The 24308-nt window shown below is 67.6% G+C and carries 9 protein-coding genes; all 9 read left to right on the top strand.

The window, feature by feature from the left end; all coding sequences use genetic code 11:
- Window positions 1–106 precede the first annotated feature (106 nt).
- The 9 genes from BZG29_RS13685 to BZG29_RS13725 all read left to right on the top strand — a co-directional run bounded on the left by BZG29_RS13685 (window position 107) and on the right by BZG29_RS13725 (window position 24235).
- Window positions 107–12727 (top strand): filamentous haemagglutinin family protein, encoded by a 12621-nt coding sequence (locus BZG29_RS13685; RefSeq protein WP_077403587.1) that lies wholly within the window; start codon window positions 107–109, stop codon window positions 12725–12727.
- A complete protein-coding gene (locus BZG29_RS13690; RefSeq protein ID WP_077403590.1) occupies window positions 12724–13428 on the top strand; it encodes a sigma-70 family RNA polymerase sigma factor in 705 nt (234 codons plus the stop codon). Before BZG29_RS13685 ends, BZG29_RS13690 begins: the two co-directional genes overlap by 4 nt.
- Before the next feature lie 119 nt (window positions 13429–13547).
- Window positions 13548–14198, top strand: a complete 651-nt coding sequence (gene paoA, locus BZG29_RS13695) for an aldehyde dehydrogenase iron-sulfur subunit PaoA (RefSeq protein WP_077403593.1) — start codon at window positions 13548–13550, stop codon at window positions 14196–14198.
- Window positions 14195–15154: a xanthine dehydrogenase family protein subunit M gene (locus BZG29_RS13700; protein WP_077403596.1), complete on the top strand. Its 960-nt coding sequence runs from the start codon at window positions 14195–14197 to the stop codon at window positions 15152–15154. The genes paoA and BZG29_RS13700 overlap by 4 nt, the downstream gene beginning before the upstream one ends.
- A 4-nt stretch (window positions 15155–15158) precedes the next feature.
- Complete coding sequence (gene paoC, locus BZG29_RS13705; protein ID WP_077403598.1) at window positions 15159–17357, top strand: aldehyde oxidoreductase molybdenum-binding subunit PaoC; 2199 nt, start codon at window positions 15159–15161, stop codon at window positions 17355–17357.
- Window positions 17358–17479: 122 nt separating this feature from the next.
- Complete coding sequence (locus tag BZG29_RS13710; protein WP_253192873.1) at window positions 17480–19117, top strand: response regulator; 1638 nt, start codon at window positions 17480–17482, stop codon at window positions 19115–19117.
- Window positions 19114–20139, top strand: coding sequence for an ABC transporter substrate-binding protein (locus BZG29_RS13715; RefSeq protein WP_077403601.1), 1026 nt, complete (start codon window positions 19114–19116; stop codon window positions 20137–20139). The genes BZG29_RS13710 and BZG29_RS13715 overlap by 4 nt, the downstream gene beginning before the upstream one ends.
- 10 nt (window positions 20140–20149) lie before the next feature.
- Window positions 20150–22669, top strand: coding sequence for an ATP-binding protein (locus tag BZG29_RS13720; protein ID WP_077403604.1), 2520 nt, complete (start codon window positions 20150–20152; stop codon window positions 22667–22669).
- A gap of 288 nt (window positions 22670–22957) precedes the next feature.
- Window positions 22958–24235 (top strand): OmpA family protein, encoded by a 1278-nt coding sequence (locus tag BZG29_RS13725; protein WP_171985009.1) that lies wholly within the window; start codon window positions 22958–22960, stop codon window positions 24233–24235.
- The last annotated feature ends 73 nt before the right edge of the window (window positions 24236–24308 follow it).

The following is a 24308-nucleotide window of genomic DNA, read 5'->3' on the forward strand; positions in this document are numbered from 1 at the left end:
TTCAAAAAACATTATCCCTTCCGCCATCCGGCTACGTCATGGAGGCATGGACGCTTGCGCTACCGCCAGGCTCCGTTCCCTACTCTCTAGCCAGGAAACCATTGCCATGACCAAGCTTCACACTGCCCAGCGCCCAGTCCCGAACGTCGACACGGGCGCGCAGCGGTCCTCCACGCTGGGCAGCCGCTTGCGGCTCACGCCCCTCGCCTACGCACTGACCACCATGCTGATGGCGGGCGCCTTTGTCACGCCGGCCCGCGCGCAGCAGGCGTTCAGCGGCGGCTGGTTCGCGGCCAAGGGCGCGGCGCAAAATACGGCGGCCACTTCGGGCCGCCTGCCGAATGGCCAGCCGCTGCCGCTGGGCAGCCGACCCGAGGGACAGCAACAGCAGGCAAATCAGCAGTTGCAGCGCTCGCTCAACAACCTGAACCTGGCCGCGCGCGCCATCGCCGCGCAGCAAGCGGCCCAGGCGCAGGCGCGCCAGGCGGCGGCCGGCGTGCCCGGCGCACCCGATGGCCTCGTGAAAGGCGGCTTGCAGGTCGACACCAACAGCCTGACGGCCGGCTGGCTCAACGCCCAGGCGCCCGTGCAGACGGTCGCGAACGGCAAGACGGCCGTGGTGGTGCAGCAGACGGCGGACAAGGCCATCCTGAACTGGGAAACGTTTAACGTCGGCAAGGATACGACATTGACGTTCCAGCAACAAAAGGATTGGGCCGTGCTGAACCGGGTCAACGATCCGCAAGCCCGTCCCAGCCAGATCCAGGGCCAGATCAAGGCCGACGGCACGCTGCTGCTGGTCAACCGCAACGGCATCGTCTTCAACGGCGCGAGCCAGGTCGACACGCGCAGCCTGGTGGCGGCCGCGGCCCGCATCAGCGACGCGCAATTCCAGAAAAACGGCATCTACAGCCCCGGCACGGCCGGCGCCACGACGTTGACCGATGCGGCCGGCAAGGTGCAGGTGCAGGCGGGAGCGCGCATCGCCAGCAATGCGCCCAAGGGCAGCACGGAAGGCGGCGGTTATGTGATGCTGCTGGGCAAGGAAGTGCACAACGGGGGCGAAATCAGCACGCCGAAAGGTCAGGCCCTGCTGGCCGCCGGCGACAGCTTTACCATTAAAAAAGGCGTGGGCACGGATGGCAATCCGCTGTCGACCACGCGCGGCAGCGAAGTCACGCCGCAGTTCGCGGCCGGCAGCACGGCGGGCAAGGTCGTCAACACGGGCCTGATCCAGGCGCGCGAAGGCGACGTCACCCTGGCCGGGCGCACGGTGCAGCAGGACGGCGTGCTGCTGGCGTCCACCACCACGGCCACGCGCGGCACCATCCACCTCAATGCCCTGGGCAGCGACGCCGCTGTCAGCGTGGGGCGCGGCGCCACCACGGCCATCCTCGTCGAGGATGACGGCAAGACGACGGCGCTCGACAGCCAGCGCGACGCCATGCGCGGCCCGGCCGTGGCGACAGACCAGAATATCTCGGTCGTCAACGACCGCCGCGACCAGTCGCGCATCGAGATCGGCAGCGCCGGCACGGTGGAATTCCTTGGCGACTCGCTGACCCTGGCCACGGGCGGCCAGATCGCCGTCAACGCGGCCAGCCGCAGCCTGCTGCGCGACGGCGCCCAGCTCGACGTTTCCGGCGCCGTGGGCGTGAAGGTTGCGATGGAAGCGAACAATGTCGAGATCAACGTGCAGGGCAACGAGCAGCGCGACGCGCCCGTCAACCGCGACGGCAAGGCCTTGATCAATAACAATATCTGGGTCGACCGCCGCAAGCTGGTGTTCGTGCCGAAAGGCACGAACGGCTACGACAGCGACCGCTGGTACACGGCCGGCGGCTTGCTGGAAGTGGCCGGCTACCTGGGCACGCAGGGTCATTCCGTCAGCGAATGGATGGCGCAGGGCGGCACGGTCACCTTCGGCGGCAAGGACATCGTCACGCAGGCCGGCTCCGCCATCAACCTGTCGGGCGGCACGCTGGACGTGCAGACGGGGGCGCTGCGCCAGACCTGGCTGAAAGGCGCGGACGGCAAGCTGTATGAGGCAGGCAGCGCGCCCGCCGACTTGCCGTATGCGGGCGTGTACAAGGGTTACGAGGAAGAGCATGCGCGCTGGGGCAAGGATGCCAGCGCCTTTTACGCCAATCCATTGATCGCCGCGCAAAAGCGCCTGGAAAACGGCTACACGGTGGGCCGCGACGCGGGCAAGCTGGTGGTGGCGACGGGGTCGGCCGTGCTGGAAGGGGGCATCGCGGGCGACGTCTTCCAGGGCGAGCGCCAGGCACAGGCGCCGCAGGCGCTGCTCGATGGCTATCAGCAGTCGCAGCTGGCCGCCGCGCAGCGGGGGCAATTGATCGTCGGCCAGTATCAGCCGATGTTCGACAAGCGCACGGGCGTGCTGCAGCATGTGCTGTCGGCCGTCATGGACGAGGTGCGCCTGACGCGCGTGCAGGACGGCATCGCGGCCGGCCTCGACGTGACAGGCGTGCTGGCTTCAGAGCGCCAGGGCAAGCTGCTGCTCGATACCGCCTTGCTGAATGAGCAGCAACTGGGCGCCATCCGCCTCGCCGCGAAAGGCGCCATCACGGTCGACAGCGCGCTGCAGGTGGCCGATGGCGGCAATATCACCCTGTACGGCAAGGATGTGGCCATCAATGCCAGCCTGCGCAGCCATGGCGGCAGCATCCTGGCCGGCAATGTGCTGAACCAGGTCGGCGCGCTGGGCATGGTCGATACGGTCGTCAACCCGGGCGGGCCAGGGGGCAAGCTGCTGCTGGCCGGCGGCGTCACGCTCGACACCAGCGGCCTGTTGAATAACGTGCTGCGCGACCCGCTGGCCGCCGCCGGTTTGCCATATATCAATGGCGGCAATGTCACGCTGCGGGCGAACGGCGACGTGCGCATCGGCAGCGGCAGCCTGGTCGACGTCAGCGCGGGCGCGGCAATTCTTTCTCAGGCGAAACAGCAGGGCGGCAAGGGCGGCAACGTGACCCTGGCCAGCTATGGGGCCAAGGCCGATTTGCTGCTGGGCGAGGGCGCGCAAGTGCGCGGCCATGGCGTGGCGGGCGGCGGCAAGCTCGAATTGCAGGCGAACAAGATCGTCATTGGCGACATTGAAAAACCCGGGGCCGGCACCCTGCAACTGGGCGGCGACTTCTTCGACAAGGGCTTTTCCAGCTACAGCCTGGTCGGCAAGCAGGGCTTGACGGTCGCGGACGGCACGCGGGTCGACGTGCGCATGCCCGTGCTGCGCGTGGTGGACAACGAGAAACTGGCCTTGTGGATGCCGGAGCAGGTCACGGAAAATCCGCTGAAGGGCACCTTGACGCAGCGCAAGGGTGCCAGCCTGGCCCTGCAGGTGGGCGATATCCAGTCCGGCGCGGCCGACATGGCCAGCGCCGAGTTGCTGATAGGCAAGGGCGCCGTCGTGAGCGTCGATGCTGGCCAGGCTATAAAACTGGCCAGCGTGGGCCAGCTGACGGTGGAAGGCCGGCTGAACGCCTGGGGCGGCAAGATCAGCCTGGGCGGCGTGGGCGTCGACGTGAACGTCTCCGAAGCGGTGGAGGCGGCAGGCCATGGCCGTTCCCTGTGGATAGGCGAGAACGCCGTGCTCGACGTGGCCGCGCGCGCCGTCACGGCAACGGACGTGCAGGGCCGGCGCTACGGCAAGGTGATCGATGGCGGCAGCATCGTCATCGGCGGCGAGATCGACCATGCACAGGGCAGCACGTCGGCGGCCAGCCTGTTCGTCGTCGTGCGCGACGGCGCCGTGCTCGATGCGTCCGGCGCGCACGCCGTGCTGGACGTGAACGGCGCGGCCGTCGACGTGGCCAGCGCGGGCGGCAGCATCGCGCTGGCGTCGAACAACGGCTTGTACCTCGATGGCCAGCTGCTGGCCAGGGCGGGCGGCGCGGGCGCGGCGGGCGGCACCCTGTCCGTGGCCACGGGTTCGCCCGAATACCGCAAGGAGCTGGCGCAGGCCAGGGTATTGCAGGGACGCCAGCTGATCCTCACGCAGCGCCAGCTTGCCAGCGACCTGGCCGAAGGTATCAGTGCGCAGGATGGCGAGCAGGCACTCCAGTACGGCCATGGCCGCTTGTCGGTGGAGCAGGTGGACGCGGGCGGCTTCGGCAACCTGGCCCTGCTCGGCGCCGTCACCTTTGGCGGCGACGTGGCGCTGAAAATGCAGCAGAGCTTCCAGCTGTATGGCGCGCCGGCGCTGGCCCCCGGCAGTTCGTCCGACGCGCGCGTCAAGGTGGCGGCGCCGTATGTGCGCCTGGCCAGCATCAAGCCGGTCGGACGCGATTTCTATGTCAGACCAGGCACGGCGGGGCAAACGCCGGTCGCCAGGCAGATCGGCTTTGAAGGCGACCTGATCGATGTGCGCGGCCTGGTCAATATCGTCGCCGACGACGTGCGCCTGACCAGCCGCGGCGACCTGCGTTTCCTGCTGTCCCCGCTGGGCTGGGATGGCAACCAGCCGACGACGGTGCTGTCCACGCAGGGCGACATGACCCTCAGCGCGGCCCAGCTGTATCCGGAAGCGGGCGCCGGCGCCGCCGTGCGCGCGGGCGTGGGCACAACGCTGGGCAATATCAGCTACGATCCGAAGCGCACGCTGACCATCGCGCGCAGCACGGACACCATCCCCGCCGTGCCGTATTCGGCCTTTGGCATGCTGCAGTTCGGCGCCGCGCACATCGAGCAGGGCGGCATCGTGCGCGCGCCGCTGGGCCTCATCAATCTGGGCGTCGGTACTTTTGCGAGCGAGAATAGCCTGAGCATCAATTTGTTGCCTGGAAGTATTACTTCCGTCAGCGCCGCCGGCATGGTCATGCCGTATGGCGGCACCGCCGATGGGCAGAGCTGGAATGTCGATGGCAAGAAGACGGAGTTTATCGGCGTCGGCGGCGCCGCCGTCAACGGCGTCATGCGCGTCGGCATCGATATCGCCAGCGTGGAGGTGGCCGTCAAGCCGGGCGCGCTGCTCGACCTGTCCGGCGGCGGCGAACTGACGGGCGCCGGCTTCATTTCCGGGCGCGGCGGCTCCACCGATGCGCGCTATCATCCGCTGCTGCAGGTGGGCGCGAATGGCGGCTTCGTCTTGCCGGGCCTGGCGACCAACCCCGTGTACGCCATCGTGCCCGGCGCGCAAGCGCCGCAGGCGCCCGCCGGCGGCGAAAAGGGCGCTGCCGATCCGGCCATCGGCCGGCAGGTAACGATAGGCAAGGGCGTGCCAGGCTTGCCTGCCGGCACCTATACCCTGATGCCCTCGACCTATGCCTTGCTGCCGGGCGCCTTCCGCGTGGAGTTGAACGGCCTGGCGGGCCAGGGGGCAAGCACCACCCTGGCGCAGCCGCTGCGCAACGGTTCCTGGGCCGCGCCCGGCACCCTGTCGATCGCTGGCACGGATATCCGCGCGCCGCTGGCCAGCCAGCTGATACTCACGCCGGCCAAGGTCTTGCGCACGTATTCCCAGTACAACGAGACCGGCTATGCCGCGTTTGCCCTGGCCGATGCGCAAACGCGCGGCATACCCCGTCCGCTGCTGCCGGCCGATGCGAAGACGCTCAAGCTGCAGCTGGCGCCAGGCGCCGGCATCGACGCCTTCCAGTTCGACGGCACGGGCAAGTTCGCTGCCGCCACGGGCGGCTTTGGCGGCACCGTGTCGGTGATCCCGGGCGGCCCCGAAGACATTGAAATCGTCGCCGACGGCGCATCGGCCACGCCGGACTTCGGCGGCGTGACGCTGCACGCCGCCAGCCTGAACGCGATCGGTGCGGCGCGCATCGTCGTCGGTTCCAGCCCCATCGTCATCTATGGTCAGGGCGGCAACTACATCAGCTTTGGCACGGCGCAGGCGCATAACATCTATCTGCGCAGCGGCGCCGTCCTGTCGGCGCCGGAAGTGCTGCTGCTGGCGCGCGACCCGTGGAATATCGAATGGACGGCCGGCCTGATCGATATCGCGCCCGGCGCGGGCATCAACACCTTGGGACGCGGCAAGGTGGCCTATGACGCCAACGACGGCTTTGTTTACCAGAGCAATGCGGGTATCCACATGCTGGCCGCCTCGAACGGCTTGATGAATGTGGCGCCGGTCGGAGGTTCGGCGCGCGGCGGCATCAGCGTCGGCGTGTGCGGCGACGCCTGCGCGGACAAAGGAACAGCCAGCCTGTATTCGGAAGGCACCTTGCTGATGTCGACGAACGGCAGTTTTGAACTCGATAACTCGGCCCGCTACGGCACGCGCAACCTGAGCCTGGCCGTGGGCGCCATCAACATGGGCAGCAGCGAGGCGCTGGCGGCGGCCCAGGCCAACGGCACGCGTTCGAGCGGCCTGGCCATGAACCAGGGCGTGCTGGACCGCCTGCTGCGCGGCGACACCAGCACGGGCGCGCCGGCCCTGCAGGCGCTGATGCTGAGCGCGGCCGACAGCGTCAATTTCTATGGCGACGTGCTGCTCGACACCTACGACAAGACGAGCGGCAAATCGACGCTGGAACGCCTGGTGCTGACCACGCCGGCCATGTACGGCCAGGGCGGCGCCGATGCCGTGGCGACCATCCGCACGGCTAACCTGATCTGGGGCGGCGCCCTGTCGCCGGCCGGCAATGTGATTACGCGCGGCGCCGGCACGGGCAGCGGCACCCTGAATCTGGAAGCGGAGCGCATCGATTTCGGCTTCGGCCCGTTCACGCAGCCGGCCGGCGTCGATTCGTTCGACCGCCTGGCGCTGGGTTTTGGCTACGTCAACCTGAAAGCGTCGGGCCAGGTCACGGCCAATCACAAGGGCAGCCTGTCCGTCTACCAGGCGCAGGGCGCCTATGAAACGGGCAAGGGCTACCAGTACAGCGGCGGCAACCTCCATATCACCACGCCGCTGCTGACGGGCGACGCCGGTTCCGCGCACAGCTACACGGCGGGCGGCGCGCTGACGGTGGCGGCGCCGGCCGGTGCGGCGCCGGCCGCGCCCGTCAAGAATACCGATGGACTGGGCGCCCAGCTGGCCTTGCACGGCGACAGCGTGAGCGTGGCGACGGCCGTGGTGTTGCCAAGCGGCAAGTTGACGATCAGCGCGCAGCACGACATCACCGTGGCCGACGGCGCGCGCATCGACATGGCGGGCCGCAAGAGCACCTTCTTTGAAGTGGATAAATACAGCTGGGGCGGCGACGTGACGCTGGACAGCCGCGCCGGCGACATCCGCCAGGGCGCGGGCAGCGTGATCGACCTGTCTGCCGTGAACAACCGCGCCGGCAGCCTGAAGGCCGTGGCGCTCGACGGCGCGGCCGGCATGGTCGATTTGCAGGGCAAGATACTCGGCGGCGCCAGCGGCAGCTACGACGCGGGCGGCACCGTCGTGCCGTACAAGAAGGGCAGCGTGGACGTGCGCGCGCAGACGCTGGGCGCGGGCGGTAGCTTGGACAGCCAGTTCGCTTCGTTGAACACGCGGCTGACGGAAGGCGGCGTGACGGGCGGACGCAGCTTCCAGCTGAAACAGGGCGACTTGACCATCGGCAATGAACTCAAGGCGGGCGAGGTGCAGGTGTCCGTCGACAATGGCCGCCTGACGGTGGCCGGCGTGATCGACGCCAGCGGCGAGCGCGTGGGCAGCATCCGCCTGGCCGGCAAGCATGGCGTTACCTTGGCCGATAACGCCGTGCTCGATGCGCATGGCACGCTCTTGCGCGTCGACAGTTATGGCAAGATCATCGACAGCCCGAACCGGGCCACGGTGGAATTGAACGGGGGCGAGGGCGCCTTGAGCCTGGCGGGCGGCGCGCAGATCGACGTGCGCCACGGCACGGCGGCCGTGGCCGGCAAGGGCAAGGGCGAACACGACGGCGCCGCGCGCGGCACGCTGGAACTGAGCGCGCCGCGCCTGGGCAGCGGCGGTTCCCGCACGGATATTGATGCGGCCACGTTTGGCGACGTCGACGTCCGTGCTGGCGGCGGTTTCACCGTGCGCGGCGCGAAATCGATCGCCGTCAACGCCATGCAGCGCTACGACGACGCGGCCTACGCCACGGACCTGTCGGCCAGCGGCCGGCCGTACCAGGTGATCGACCAGGCATATCTTGACAGCAAGCATGCGGACAGCACGGCCTTCATCGATGCGGCCCTGGCGAACACGAACTTGCGCAATATCAAGCTGGCGGGCTTGAACACGGCCGCGTATGCCGAGGCGCTGCACTTGCGTCCCGGTGTCGATATCGTCAGCAAGACGCCAGACGGCGACCTGGTGGTGCGGGGCGACCTGGATTTGTCGGGCATGCGCTACGCCAGCCTGAACCCGCGCTTCCTGCACACGGCTGTGCGCGGTTCGGGCGAGGTCGGCAGCCTGCTGCTGCGCGCCGGCGGCGATTTGAGCATCTACGGCAGCATCAACGACGGCTTCGCGCCGCCGCCCGCCACCCAGGATGACAAGGGCTGGATCTTGCTGCCGGGGCGCGACATCAACGGCAGCGACGTCATCGTGCCGGGCCAGGGCGTGACCGTGGCCGATGGCACCTTGTTCCCGGGCGGTATCGCGCTCAATTACGACTTACCCGTCAAGGGCTTCAATCTGCTCGCCAATACGCGCCTGCCCGTGGCCGTCACCCTCGACCAGCCCATGACGGTGCGGGCCGGCACCGTGCTGGCCGCCGCCGTGCGCGACAGCGCCGGCAATATCGTCCACGCGGCCGGCAGCCTGCTGGCGACGGAACAAGTGTTTACGCCTGGCATGCGCCTCGACGCGGGCAGCGTGCTGGCGCATGCGGTCAAGGTGCGCGCCATGACCTGGCCCAAGGGCGTGCCGCTGCCTGGCGTGGCCGGCGAACGCGGCGTCTTCGTACTTGATGGCAATCTGGCGCTGGCCGTGGGTGCATTGATTCCGTCCGGCACGGACGTCAAGCTGATGCCCAATGTGGAGTCTATCCAGTTGCGCCCGGAAGTGGCGGGCAGCCAGGGCAAGCTGTGGGCCATCGCGCCCATGCTGGCCGAAGGTTCGCAAGCGTGGGGCCTGCGCCTGGTGGCCGGCGCCGACCTTGAGGCGGCCGACACGCGCAGCGTGCAGGCGCATCCCGCGCATGCCACCCTGCGCCTGGCCGACAGCCATTACGGCATGTATGGCGTGCTGGTTCCGCCGAAGGGCGTACAGTACTGGACCAAGGAAGCGCAGGAACTGGGCGAGCGCGAGGGCATCCCCGGCATCGTGGCGGGCGAACCGATCACCGAGGAATTCATCAGCCAGTTCGGCCAGACTGTGGCGGAATTCTGCGCCGGCGATCCGTCCCTGTGCGTGCTGAAGGTGGCCTACGTGTGGACCAAGGCAGGCGCGGAAGAGTTCGCGGACCCCAGCGTGAAGGCGGGCGACGTGGTCGACCTGGACGGCCTGGGCTGGCCAACCATGTGCGAGGAAAACCCCACCTGGTGCGGCACCTCCAGTCCCAGCTACAACTACAAGCCGTCCAGCCTGCGCCACAGCGTGCTGCGCACGGGCACGGGCGACCTGGACCTGGTCAGCGGCGGCGACCTGCGCGTGGACAGCCTGTACGGCGTGTACACGGCCGGCATGTCGTCTGCGCCGACCTCCGCAAGTGACCCGTTCAACCTGCCACGTTCGCGCAATGCGGACGGCACGGTGCTGGCCAACCCCGATGGCGCGCATGAGCGCCTGGTCGACGGCGGCGCCGACAGCATTTACCGGGCATGGTATCCGGACCAGGGCGGCAATCTGCTGCTGAAGGTGGCCGGTAACCTGAGCGGTTCGCTGGTCGACGCGCCTGCCGCCAGCAACGAGCGTCCCGTCAGCAAGGATGCCATGGCCGATTCGGCGGCAGTGGGCAACTGGCTGTGGCGCCAGGGCAGCGGCAGCGTGGCCACGGGCGGCCCGGCCCAGCCGACGGCGTGGTGGATCAATTTCGGCAGCTATGCGCGCCGCGATACCCTGGCCGACACCGTGCTGGGCTTTACGGGCTTCGGCACCTTGGGCGGCGGCAATCTGCGCGCCGAGGTGGCGGGCGACGCGGGCGTACAGACCTTGCTCACTGGCAGCTCCTATAACGGCAGCATCAATCCCCGTTCGCAGGGCTTGCTGCTGGCTGTCGGCGGCACGGGCCGCGTGCAGGCCGACGGCAGCCTGCTGCTGACGGGCGGCGGCGATCTCGACCTGCGCGTGGGGGGTGCCCTCAATCCGGCCGGCTCGGCAGGGCTCAGCCACTTAAATGGCGCGCTGATCGATTTGCGCGGCCACGCGGAAACGTCGGCCACGCAACTGGGCAGCCTGGCGCTGCAATACGGTTCGCAGCCGACCCAGCACGTGCCGCTGGAAACGCGGGCCTACGATGCCTTCACGGCCACGCGCGCCACGCCGCAGGGCGGCATGACCCTGGTGCCGGGCGACGCCACCTTCACCGTGGCGACGCTGGGCGACCAGGTGCTGCAGGATGTGGCCGACCCCGGTCGCGTGCCCCTGTTCAGCGCATCGGCGTTCACCAGCGCCAAGGGCGAGGCGGGCGTCGGCTACAGCTGGTTCAGCCTGTGGACGCCGCGCACGGCGCTCGACCTGTTCTCCGCCGGCGGCAACATGACGCCGCTGACCGCGCCGGTCGGCACGGCCACCGACCTGGCCGTCGTCTACCCGTCCATCGTGCGGGTCGCGGCGCCGAACGGCAGCTTGTACTACGGCAAGGCAACCGCCAGCTGGAATGGCGCCACCAGCTATGCCGATCCGCTGGTGCTGGCGCCATCGCCGAATGCCCAGCTGGAATGGCTGGCCGGCGATTCCATCTATGCGGGCGGCTATGCCATCAGCCAGTCCGGCGCCGGTGCGGACAGCATGGCGACGCCGTTCAAGCCGGCCTTCGTGGTCTGGAACGCCAATCAGGCCGATTTCACGCCAAAGGCCGGCAATGTCTCGAGCACGGGGGCGCCGGCGACGCGGACGAGCTATCCGCTCTTCGCCTTCGGCCCCGATTCCGCCAGCGGTCCGGCCAACAGCGGCACGCAAGTGGCGCGCATCTATGCCGTCCACGGCGATTTGATCGGCGTCAATAGCGGTCGTATCGTCGAGTTCACCGATGCCGCGCACGCGGGCATCACCTGGTACGAGGGGGCGCAACCGGTCTGGATGAAGGCGGGCCGCGATATCGTCAGCAGCGGCACGGCGCTGCTGGAATCCATCGACGGCACCGCCGGCGGCAACGATATGCGCTTCAGGAATCTCAGCAATTTATTCGTGCATAACAATGCGTATGACGTGTCGCTGGTGTCGGCCGGGCGCGACATCCTGGGCAGCTCCTTCAACGTGGCCGGTCCTGGCACCCTCGATATCAGCGCCGGCCGCAACATATTGATGCAGGACAAGGGCAGCGTCGTCAGCCTCGGCCCCATCGTTCCTGGCGACAAGCGTCCGGGCGCCGGCATCGCCATGCAGGCGGGCGTGGGCGCGGCCGGTCTCGACTATCTGCGCTTCGTCAAGCCGTATCTTGACCCGGCGAACGTGGCGCAGACGGGCGTGCCGCTGGCCGACCAGGCCGGCAAGGTGGTGAAATCGTACGCGACCGAATTGACGACCTGGCTGAATGAACGCTACGGCTTCAAGGGCACGGCCGCCGAGGCGCAGGCCTTTTATCTCGCCTTGGCCGAGCCGCAGCAGCGCGTGTTCGCCCGCCAGGTGTATTTCGCGGAACTGAAGGCGGGCGGGCGCGAGTTCAACGATGCCGACAGCGCCCGCTACGGCAGTTTCCTGCGCAGCCGCAACGCCATCGCGGCCCTGGCGCCGGCCACGGACGCCAGCGGCAAGGCAATTTCGTATGCGGGCGACATCACCATGTACCGCGGCACGGTTGGTCTCTTCAACTCGGACTCGGGAAAAAACGACCGCATGGTTGCCCGCAGCGGCTACGTGCACACCAACTTCGGCGGCGACATCGAGCTGCTGACGCCGGGCGGCAAGCAGGTGTTCGGCATCGAAGGCGAGGCGCCGCCGTCGACTTCGGGCGTCATCACCAAGGGCGGCGGCAATATCGACCTGTTCTCGCACGCCAGCATCCTGCTGGGCCAGAGCCGCATCATGACGACGTTCGGCGGCGATATCCTGGGCTGGTCGTCGCAGGGCGACATCAATGCGGGGCGCGGCTCGAAGTCGACCATCGTCTACACGCCGCCCAAGCGCGTGTATGACAACTGGGGCAATGTGACCCTGTCGTCCGACGTGCCGAGCACGGGCGCCGGCATCGCCACGCTGGCGCCGATCGCGGAAGTGCCGGCCGGCGACGTGGACTTGCTGGCCCCGCTGGGCACCATCGACGCGGGCGAGGCGGGCATCCGCGTTTCGGGCAACGTCAACCTGGCCGCGCTGAAGGTGATGAACGCGGCGAACATCCAGGTCAAGGGCGAAGCGAAGGGCATGCCGACGGCGGCGTCCGTCAACGTGGCGGCCATGACCAACGCCAGCGCGGCCGCTTCCCAGGCGACGGCGGCGGCGCAGGACGTGGTGCAGCGCGAGCGCGCCGCCACCCGTTCCGCGCAGCCATCCGTGTTCACGGTGCGCGTGCTGGGCTTTGGCAGCGACGCGCCGCCCGACAGCGCGCAAGCGGCGCCGCAGGATGGCGCGCGCAGCGAGGCGGCCGATTACAACCCGCGCAGCGCCGTGCGCGTGCTGGGCCTGGGCGCGCTGCCGGAATCGGCCACGCGCCAGCTGACGGCGCAAGAGCGCAGCAGGCTGTCGCCATGATGGCCCGCTTGGGCGAATCCTTGCCCCTGCGCATGGCGGGTGCCATGGGGCCTGCAGGCATGGCGAGGTTCCGGCCCGCCATCCGGCCCCGTTTGCCGGCGGCCAACGACATGGCGGCGGCGCCAGGGCAGGGCGCCCGGCTGCAGGCTGTGCTGGAAAGCAATTACGCGGGCCTGCACCGGCGCCTGGCGCGCCACCTCGGTTGCGCCGAGCTGGCCAGCGACAGCCTGCACGACGCCTGGCTGCGGCTGGGCGGGCTGACGGCCGGGGATGGCGCGGCGCTGGCGCACAGCCCCGTCGCCTATGTGTTTCGCGTGGCGTGCAATGCGGCCATGGACAGCCTGCGCCGCAACCGTGCCTGGCTGTATGCGGACGAGGGCGGTGACGATGGCGCCGCCGGCCTCGTCGATTTCCTCGCCGATACGGCGGCCGGGCCGGAACGCCTGGCCGAGCTGCAGGCGGACGTGCGCCGGCTGGCGCAGGCCGTCGAGCTGTTGCCGCGGCGCCACCGGCAAGTGCTCGAAGCGCTGCGCGTGGACGAGCTGACCCGCCAGGAAGTGGCCGAACGGCACGACATGTCGCTGCGCAACGTCGATACGGCCCTGCGCCAGGCGCTCGACCATTGCGCGCGCCACACGGGTTACGCGGCGCAGGGGGGCGTCGGCACGACCCGGCGCGGTTTGCGCTTGCGCAAAGGATAGGCGCCAAGCGGGGTTCTGCGTTCGTTCGCGTACAGACGCGTAATTCTCCTGCCGCCAGACTGGCACTTCGGGCTCGCATGCGCCCACCCAGCCAGTCCACAGCCAGGAGGAAGCGCGACATGACAGAGATTAATCCTATCAATGCCGGCAGGCGCGGCGTGCTGATCGCCGGCGCGCTGTCGGCCACGGCCGCGGCGGTGCCCGGCGTGGCGGGAGCGGCGCAAGCGGTCAACACGGCCAGTGTTTCGCCGCCGCCGGTGTTGATGAAAGTCAACCTGGACATCAACGGCCGGCGCCGCAGCCTGGAACTCGACACGCGCACCACCTTGCTCGACGCCTTGCGCGAACATTTGCAATTGACGGGGACCAAGAAAGGCTGCGACCACGGCCAGTGCGGCGGCTGCACCGTCATGCTCGACGGCCAGCGCATCAATGCCTGCCTCACTCTTGCCGTGATGCATGACGGCGCCAGGGTCACCACCATCGAGGGGCTGGGCACGCCGGAGAAACTGCACCCGATGCAGGCCGCCTTCATCGCGCATGACGGCTATCAATGCGGCTATTGTACGCCGGGGCAGATCTGTTCGGCCGTCGCCGCGCTGGCCGAGATCCGCCAGGGCATCCCCAGCCACGTCAGCCTTGACTTGAACGCGCTCCCCTCGGTGACGCCGGAAGAATTGCGCGAACGCATGAGCGGCAACCTGTGCCGCTGCGGCGCGTATTCCAACATCATCGAAGCCATCACCGAGGTGGCGGGGAGGCCCGCATGAGAGTCTTCAGCTACCAGAAGCCCGCCACGCCGGCCGAAGCGGCGCAGGCCGCCTTGAGCACGCCGGGCGCCCGTTTCATCGCCGGCGGCACGAATCTGCTCGATCTGATGAAACTGGAAATCGAAACGCCCACGCATTTGATCGACGTCAATGGCCTCGCGCTGGACAAGGTGGAGGCGACGAAGGACGGCGGCTTGCGCATCGGCGCCCTCGTGCGCAATACGGCCCTGGCAGCCCACGCCACGGTACGCCGCGACTATGCCGTGCTGTCGCGCGCCTTGCTGGCGGGGGCTTCCGCGCAACTGCGCAACAAGGCGACGACGGCCGGCAACTTGCTGCAGCGCACGCGCTGCCCGTATTTTTATGACACGAACCAGGCCTGCAACAAGCGCGTGCCGGGCAGCGGCTGCTCGGCCATCGGCGGCTACAGCCGGCCGCTGGCGATTTTGGGCGGCAGCGAGGCGTGCATCACCACGCACCCGAGCGACATGGCCGTGGCCATGCGCGTGCTCGACGCCGGCATCGACACGGTGCGGGCCGACGGCAGCACGCGCAGCATCCCCATCGCCGACTTTTACCGCTTGCCGGGCAGCACGCCGCAACTGGAAACGGCGCTGCAGGCTGGCGAGCTGATCACCAGCGTGACCTTGCCCCCGCCCGTGGGCGGCACGCAGGTCTACCGCAAGGTGCGCGACCGCGCCTCGTACGCGTTCGCGCTGGTGTCCGTGGCGGCCATCATCTTGCCCGATGGCACGGGCAGGCTGGCCCTGGGCGGCGTCGCGCCGCAACCGTGGAGAATTTCTGGCGCCGAGCAGGCGATGCCGAATGGCGCGGCCGCCGTCAGCGAGCGCCTGCTGGCCGGCGCCCATCCCACTGCCGACAACGGCTTCAAGCTGATGCTGGCGCAGCGCACCGTGGCGTCCGTACTGGCGCAAGCACCAGCGAAGAAAGGCTAGGGCCATGAAATTCACGACACCCGCGACCACCAATCCCATCGACCAGCTGAAAGTCGTGGGCCGGCCCACGGACCGCATCGACGGCCCCCTGAAAACCACAGGCACGGCGCCGTACGCGTATGAACAGAACAAGGCCGCGCCGCATGCCGCCTACGGTTACGTCGTCGGCGCGGCCATCGCCAGGGGGCGCATCGCTGCCATCGATACCAGCGCGGCGCGCCGGGCGCCCGGCGTGCTGGCCGTGGTGACGGCGGATTCGGCCGGGAAATTAACAAAAGGCAAGATGAACACGGCGAAGCTGCTCGGCGGGCCGGATATCGAGCATTATCACCAGGCCATCGCGCTGGTGGTGGCGGAAACGTTCGAGCAGGCGCGCTCGGCCGCGCAGTTGCTTGACGTCAAGTATATCGAGCAGCCGGGCGCTTTCGACCTGGCCAAGGCCAAAGGCAGCGCTGCCAAACCGAAGGACGGCAAGCCCGACAGCAAGACGGGCAATTTCGTCGGCGCCTTTGCCGCTGCCCCCGTGCGCCTGGACGCGACCTACACGACGCCAGACCAGTCGCACGCCATGATGGAGCCGCACGCCTCGATTGCCGCCTGGGAGGGCGATAAATTGACGGTCTGGACGGCGAACCAGATGGTGGACTGGGGCCGGGGCGACCTGGCCCGCACCCTGGGGCTGCCAAAGGACAAGGTGCGCATCGTCTCGCCCTACATCGGCGGCGGCTTCGGCGGCAAGCTGTTCGTGCGCGCCGAAGCCTTGCTGGCGGCGCTGGGCGCGCGCGCGGCGCAGCGCCCCGTGAAGGTGGCCCTGACCCGGCCCCTGATGTTCAACAACACGACGCACCGGCCCGCCACCATCCAGCGCCTGCGCCTCGGCGCCACGCGCGACGGCAAGATCACGGCCATCGGCCACGAATCGTGGTCGGGCGACCTGAAGGGCGGCCAGCCGGAAACGGCCGTGATGCAGACGCGCCTGCTGTACGCGGGCGCCAACCGCATGACGGCCATGCGCCTGGCCGTGCTCGACTTGCCGGAAGGCAACGCCATGCGCGCGCCGGGCGAGGCGCCGGGGCTGATGGCGCTGGAAATCGCCATGGACGAGCTGGCGGAGAAATTGAAAATGGATCCCATCGTCTTGCGCATCCTGAACGACACGAAAGTGGACCCGGAAAAGCCGGGCCGGCCGTTTTCCCAGCGCCGCCTGATCGACTGCCTGCGCACGGGCGCCGTGGAATTCGGCTGGAAGGAGAGAGCAGCGCAGCCGGGCATGCGGCGCGACGGCCGCTGGCTGGTGGGCATGGGCGTGGCGGCCGCTTTCCGCAACAACCTCGTCATGCAGTCGGCCGCCCGCGTGCGCCTCGATGGCAACGGCGTCGTGACCGTCGAGACCGACATGACGGACATCGGCACGGGCAGCTACACCATCATCGCGCAGACGGCGGCGGAAATGCTGGGCGTGACCTTGAACCGTGTCGTCGTGCGCCTGGGCGACTCGGATTTTCCCGTCTCGGCCGGTTCGGGCGGGCAGTGGGGCGGCAACAGTGCCACGGCCGGTGTGTATGCGGCTTGCGTGCGCCTGCGCCAGGCCATCGCGGCCAAGCTGGGCTTTGACGAAAATCAAGCGCGCTTTTCCGATGGGCAAGTGAGCGAGGGCGATCGCAGCGTGCCGCTCGCTGCCGCCGCCTACCATGGCGACGTCGTCGCGGAAGACCGCATGGAGTACGGCGACCTCGACAAGAAATTCCAGCAATCGACGTTCGGCGCGCATTTCGTGGAAGTGGGCGTGGACGGCGACACGGGCGAAGTGCGCGTGCGGCGCATGCTGGCCGTGTGCGCGGCGGGCCGCATTTTGAACCCGAAAGCGGCGCGCAGCCAGGTGATCGGCGCCATGACCATGGGCGTGGGCGCGGCCCTGATGGAAGAACTGGCGGTCGACCGGCGCCGCGGCTTCTTCGTCAACCACGACCTGGCCGGCTACGAAGTGCCCGTGCACGCCGACATCCCGCACCAGGACGTCATCTTCCTCGACGAAACCGACCCCATGTCCTCGCCCATGAAAGCCAAGGGCGTGGGCGAGCTGGGCATCTGCGGCGTGGCGGCCGCCGTCGCCAATGCCGTCTACAACGCCACCGGGGTGAGGGTGCGCGACTATCCCGTGACCCTGGACAAGCTGCTGCGGGGGCTGCCCGTGATGGCTTAGCACCCCGGCGCCGGCGGGCGCGTGACAAAGCGTGTATTTTTGGTAATTTCCAGGTGCTATGCTCGGAACGCATGTTGCGGGGCAAGTTCCCGGCCCGCAAGGTCATGCCGCCAGGAGAATGCATGAACAGCTCGTCAATGCCGCCGCGGATACTGATCGTCGATGACGAGCTGGCGCACGTGCGCGCGCTGTGCGACACCCTGCGCGGCCAGGCCTACGACACGACGGGGCTCGCTTCGGGCGAGGCGGCGCTGTCCCTGCTGGCCGTCGAATCGTTCGACCTGCTGCTGGTCGACCTGATGATGCCGGGCATGAACGGCATCGCCGTGGTGGAAGCGGCGCGCAAGATCGACCCGGACCTGGCCTGCATCATCATGACGGGCGAAGGCACGATCGCCTCGGCCGTGCAGGCCATGCAGGCGGGTGCGCTCGATTACGTCGTCAAGCCGTTCAAGGTGTCGGGCGTCCTGCTGATACTGGCGCGGGCGCTGGAGACGCGCCAGCTGCGCATCGCCAATGCGCGCCTGGAACTGCTGCTGCGCCAGCACACGGCCGAACTCGACGCCATGAACCAGGATCTGCGGCTGGCGCGCGAGGTGGCCGAGCGGGCAAACCAGGAAAAGACCAATTTCCTGGCCAGCATGAGCCACGAGCTGCGCACGCCGCTCAACGCCATCCTGGGCTTTTCGCAGATGCTGACGTCCGATTCCATCCCCTCGACGGCGCAGGAAAAGAAAACCTTTGCCTCGCATATCTTTGGCGCCGGCCGGCATTTGTTGACCTTGATCAACGATATCCTCGACATCGCCAAAATCGAGTCGGGCAATTTGTCGCTGTCGATGGAACCCGTGGACCTGGCCGGCATCTACCACGAATGCTGGCAAATGATGGAACCGCTGGCGCACAAGCGCGGCATCACCCTGACGTTCGTGGAAGCGGTCGGCCTGCATGTGCTGGCCGACCGCACGCGCCTCAAGCAGGTGTTGATCAATCTGCTGTCGAACGCCGTCAAGTACAACCGCGAACAGGGCGAGATCCATGTCGATTGCCAACCCGTCGATGCGCGCCGGCTGCGCCTGTCCGTGCGCGACACGGGCGCCGGGTTGAGCGCCGCGCAGCTGGAGGCGCTGTTCCAGCCCTTCAACCGCCTGGGACGCGATGCGCGCGACGAGGAGGGCACGGGCCTGGGGCTGGTGGTCAGCAAGCGCCTGGCCGAAGCCATGCAGGCCAGGCTGGGCGTGGCCAGCACGCCCGGGCGCGGCAGCACCTTCTGGCTCGACATCGCCAGTTGCCCGGCGCGCCAGGCGCTGCAGGAAAGCCCGCGCCTGCCCGCCATTGCCCGGCCCGCCGAGCCGATAGCGTTGCCGGAGCGCAAGACGCTGTTGTATGTGGAAGACAATCCCCTGAACGTGACCCTGGTGGCGGGCCTGATCCATTTTCGCCCCGATCTCGACCTGCTGTCGGCCGGCGACGGGCAGACGGGCCTGGAGATGGCGCGCCGCCGCCTGCCGCAGCTGATATTGATGGATATCGACCTGCCCGACATCAGCGGCACGCAAGTCATGCAGCTGCTGCGCGCCGATGCCCGCACCGCGCATATTCCCGTCATCGCCCTGACGGCCGTGGCGGGGCCCGGCGATATCCGCCAGGGGCTGGCGGCCGGCTTTTACCGCTATCTCACCAAGCCGGTCGACGTGGTGGCGTTTTCCGAGGCGATCAACAGCGCGCTGGAGTCGGCCACGGCGCAGTGCAGCGCATGAGCGGCCAGGCGCCGGCGCGGCGGGCGGTCTGGCTGGCGGCCGCACTGCTGCTGGCGGCGCTGGCCGCCATCGCCCTGTGGCGCCTCGACGCCCGTCCCGCGCCGCCCGGCCCCGTGGAAGAGCTGCGCCTGGCCGTGAATGCGGAATACGTGGGCAGCTGCCCCGTGCTGGCCGCGCACGGGCAGGGCTATTTCGCGCGCGAAGGCATTCGCGCGCGGCTGCAACCCTATTCGTCGGGCAAGGCTTCGCTGGAAGCCGTGTTGCAGGGCCAGGCCGACCTGGGCACCGTGTCCGATATTCCCGTGGTGCTGGCCAGCCTGCAAAACCAGTCCGTCGTCATCATCGCCAGCATTTTCGAGGCCGAGCGCGACCACGGCATCGTGGGGCGCCTGGACCGCGGCGTGTCCACGCCCGCCAGCCTGAAGGGCAAGCGCATCGGCGTGACCCTGGGCACGTCAGGCCAGTTTACGCTCGATGCTTTTCTGAACCGCCAGAAGCTGCTGCCCAGGGAAGTTACCTTGCAGAACTACGCGCCGGACCAGCTGGCCGGGGCGCTGGCGCGGGGCGAGGTCGACGCGGCGGCCGGCTGGGAACCGTTCCTGACGGCGATGACGCATGCCATCGCGGGCAAGGCGGCCATCTTCTACGGCGAGGACGTGTATGCGGGCCTGTTCAACGTGGCCGGCGCGGGCGATTACGTGCGCGCGCACCCGGCGACGATGCGCAAGGTGCTGCGCGCGCTGATCGCCGGCGCGCGCTTTTGCCAGGACGAGCCCGACGCCGCGCGCGCCCTGTTTGCCAGGGCGTCGGCCGGCGAGGCGGCGCGCCTGCAGGCGGCCTGGCACGGTTATCAGTTTGGCATCGTGCTCGACCAGGGCTTGCTGCTGGCGCTGGAAGACGAGGCGCGCTGGGCCATCAAGAACCGCCTGGGCGAGCGCGGCGAGATGCCGAACTTCCTCGACGCCGTCTACCTGGACGGCCTGGAAGCCGTGGCGCCATCGGCCGTGACGGTCATTCATTGAGAGGGCCACCGTGAAAATCGTCACGCGCTTCAAGCTGGCCCAACTGTTTTGCGTGGTGCTCGTGGCCATCATCGTCGCCGTGCTGTTTTCCACCACCATGGCGATGCAGCGCGAACTGGCGAAGAACAAGGCGGCGGCCGATATCCTGCAAGCCGTCACCTCGCTGCGCTATCTGTCGATCGAGTATGCGCTGCACCATGGCGCGCGCACGCGAGCCCAGTGGCAGCTGCGCAGCGAGTCGCTGTCCACGGGGCTGCTGGCCACGCCCGCCTTCAACGGCGACGAAGAACGCAAGCTGCTGCGCGAATTGCAGGGCGACCTGGCCGGCGTGGGCGGGCTGTTCGAGCTGTTTGTCGCGAATCACCGCGAGCTGGGACAGGACCCGCAGCGGCGCGAGGTGCTGGGCGAGCTGGAAGCGCGCCTGTCCGGCCAGATCATGGGCAAGGTGCAGGGCATGATCGCCGACGCGATGCGGCTGTCCGAATTGAGCCGGCAAGGGGTGCTGGAGGCGCAGCAGCAGGCCAACGTGGCCGTGATGCTGTTTGGCGGCATGATCATCGCGCTGGTGGCCGGTTTGATCTACTTCACCATGACCAGCGTCACGGGACCGCTGGAAAAGCTGCGCCAGGGCACCCTGATCGTCGGCGCCGGCAAGCTCGATTTTGCGCTCGGCGTGCACACCAAAAATGAAATCGGCGACCTGGCGCGCGCCTTCGACGGCATGACGGACAAGCTGCGGCGCACCACCGTCTCGCGCGACGAGCTGGCGCACACGAATGCCGCCCTGGAAACGCAGATCGCCGAACGCCAGCTGGCCGAGCGCAAGGTGCATGAGCAGCTCGCGCGCCTGAACCTGCTGCAGCAGATCACGCGCTCGATCGGCGAACGGCAGGACTTGCGCAGCATCTTCCAGGTGGTGGTGCGCAGCCTGGAAGAGCAGCTGCCCATCGATTTCAGCTGCATCTGCCTGTACCGGCCGCCCGAACACGCGCTGCAGGTGACGTGCGTGGGCGTGCGCAGCGAGGCGCTGGCGCTATCGTTCATGATGAGCGAACACGCGCACATTCCCATCGATGAAAATGGCTTGTCGAGCTGCGTGCGTGGCAAGCTCGTGTATGAAGCCGACATCGCCGAGGTGGCGTTTCCGTTTCCGCAGCGGCTGGCGCAAGGGGGGCTGCGCGCCCTCGTCATGGCGCCGCTGCTGGCCGAAAACACGGTTTTCGGCATCCTGATCGTGGCGCGCCGCGCGGCGCACAGCTTCACCAGCGGCGAATGCGAATTCCTCAGCCAGCTGAGCGAGCATGTGGCGCTGGCCGCCAACCAGGCGCAGCTCTACGGCGCGCTGCAGCGCGCGTATGACGACTTGCGCCAGACGCAGCAGTCTGTGATGCAGCAGGAGCGCCTGCGCGCGCTGGGGCAGATGGCCAGCGGCATCGCGCACGATATCAACAATGCCATTTCCCCCGTGGCCCTGTACACGGAATCGCTGCTGGAGACGGAAACCAATCTCAGTCCGCAGGGCCGGCATTGCCTGGAAGTCATCGAACGGGCCATCGACGACGTGGCCGCCACGGTGGCGCGCATGCGCGAATTCTACCGCCAGCGCGAACCGCAGCTGGCGCTGTCTCCCATCGACGCCAACCTGGTGGTGCAGCAGGTGCTGGACCTGACGCGCGCGCGCTGGAGCGACATGCCGCAGCAGCGCGGCATCGTCATTGCGCTGCGCACGGAGCTGGCGGACGGCCTGCCCATGCTGCCCGGCAGCGTGGGCGAAATCCGCGAAGCGCTGACGAACCTGGTCTTCAACGCCGTCGACGCCATGCCGGAAGGCGGCACCCTGACTGTGCGCACGGCCTGCATCGGCGCGCCAGGCCAGGCAGGGGTACGGCAGGTGCAGGTAGAAGTGGGAGACACGGGCATCGGCATGGACGAAAATACGCGCCGCCGCTGCCTGGAACCGTTTTTTACCACCAAGGGCGAGCGGGGCACGGGCCTGGGCCTGGCCATGGTGTACGGCATGATGGAGCGCCATGGAGCCGGCATCGACATCGTCACGGCGCCGGGGCAGGGCACGGCGGTGCGCCTGGCTTTTCCCGCCTGCGCGGAAGGCGAGGGGGAGGAAGTGCCCGACACGGCCCACGCCGTGCCGCCGCGCCTGCGCATCCTCGTGGTGGACGACGACCCGATGGTGCTCAAGTCCCTGCGCGACATCCTGGAAATCGACGGCCACGACGTGGTGTCCGCCGACGGCGGCCAGGCCGGCATCGACTGCTTCCTGGCCGCCTGCGACAGGGGCGAGCATTTCGCGGTGGTCATCACGGACCTCGGCATGCCCCACGTGGACGGGCGCAAGGTGGCCAGCGCCGTGCGCCAGTGCTCGCCGGCCACGCCCATCATCATGCTCACGGGCTGGGGCCAGCGCCTGGCGGCCGACAGCGACTACCCCGAACACGTCAACTGCGTGCTGGGCAAGCCGCCCCGGCTGAAGGAATTGCGGCGCGCGCTGAATGCGGTGATTTCGACGGTATAGGCCGCCGAGGTCGTTCAATCCCGATTATCCTTGTTTAATCCGCATCAAGCTTCGCTGCAATGGCCGCATAGCGGCGTGACGACGCACTAGACTTGTATGGATGGAACCGTCGCTGGCGCCTTTGCCAAAGGCGTGATGGGCATGCCTGTTCAAGCGAGTCAAACGCGTTGTCCACAAGAGGGGGATACTGTGATCATACCGAGACCCCCGCCAGGCCCAGCAACTGTCCCAGCGTACAGCAGTGATTCGCTGAGCAAGAAAATAGCGATCCTCGATCTCGTGACGACCTTGACATATAAACTGGCCGTTGCAGTGGGCGCCATCGTCACGCTGACCTATCTGTTTGATATTCGGTTCTTCCCCAGTAGCCTGACGCCAGGCGAAGTGGTGTTCTTTATCTTTGTGGCACTGATGTTCGGTTTTCTGTACTGTATCTTCCTGTTGTTCGGGGCCATGTCTGCAGTGTGGCTGCTCCAGCTGCTTTCCTGGCTGGAAAGGCGGGTTTCCAGGTGTCACGCCTTCCATGGGCGACCGGCCCTATTTGTCGTTCCGGCCGGGCTGCGTGGCGTTGGCTATTTTCTGATATCGATGTTCTTTTTTTTGCTGTCCTTGCTGTATGCATTCGCCGGTGCACAACCTTCTTTGTTTTTATTGCTCACGATCTTTTTTTGTGCCGGTTTTCTTACCCTTTTTATAGGCACGGCTGGTACGGAAGCGGGTATCACCGTCGCAGGTACGCAGCCGAGGCCGCCGCGCAAATTGGCGCAGCTTGCTGCAGTGTTCGTCGCACCGCTGATACTCGTGCTGTTCTTCGGGCCGTTCATGAAGATGGTGCATATGGCTTTCCAGCTATTGGGTGTGCGTATTCCCGACGTGAGCATCGAAGTGCCCGAGAGCGAGCTCGGTGAAATCGAGCGCGTCTCGGAAGTCGTCGGCCGCCCCATCCTTGACTGCCGCAGGAGCGCCGGGGGGAGATTACTGGTACATCATGCCGATGTCTTGTGGACCGGCGTTGGCGGCGTGTCGCTTGTCAGTTTCAGTGTACGCACGAAGCCGGAGGCCGGCATTTTCAACCCTGAACCGGCCATCCTCAGGGTTGCCACCTTGCGTCTGGACGCGGCCACGATGCGCATCATCAAGAGCCGGCCTGCGCTCAATCCCTGTTTCGACCTTTCCAACGACTTGCTGTTCAAGACTGGCAGCGAGCAATTGTTGCCAACGGCACAACCGCGGCTGCAAGCCCTTGCCTCAGCCATTCTGGCATCGGGTACGCCGAGTGACATTCTGGTGCGGGGTCACAGTGACGCCCGTCCTTTCACGGGAAGCATTGCTGGAAAAGGCGTGGATAACCAGCGTCTTTCGGAGTTGCGTGCAGAGGCGATTGTCAATGTGCTCAGAACTACGCTGGAGGGAAAGAACCTGACATTTACCTCGGAAGGGGCGGGTGCGCGGGAACCGCGCGTGAAATGCCCTGTCGAGGCAAGTACTACCTCCTATGAAACGGAACAGTGCAATGCCTTGAACCGCAGGGTGGAGGTGCGCGTGATGTACGAAAGAACGCAGTAAGGCGAGTTGCGGCAACGGCATTTTTCAGCCGTTGCCACCGCTCGCCTGGCGTTTTGTGCCGGTACAGCTTGTA

Origin of the sequence: Janthinobacterium sp. LM6 (assembly GCF_002002885.1) — a bacterium.
Classification (GTDB): Bacteria; Pseudomonadota; Gammaproteobacteria; order Burkholderiales; family Burkholderiaceae_D; genus Janthinobacterium; species Janthinobacterium kumbetense.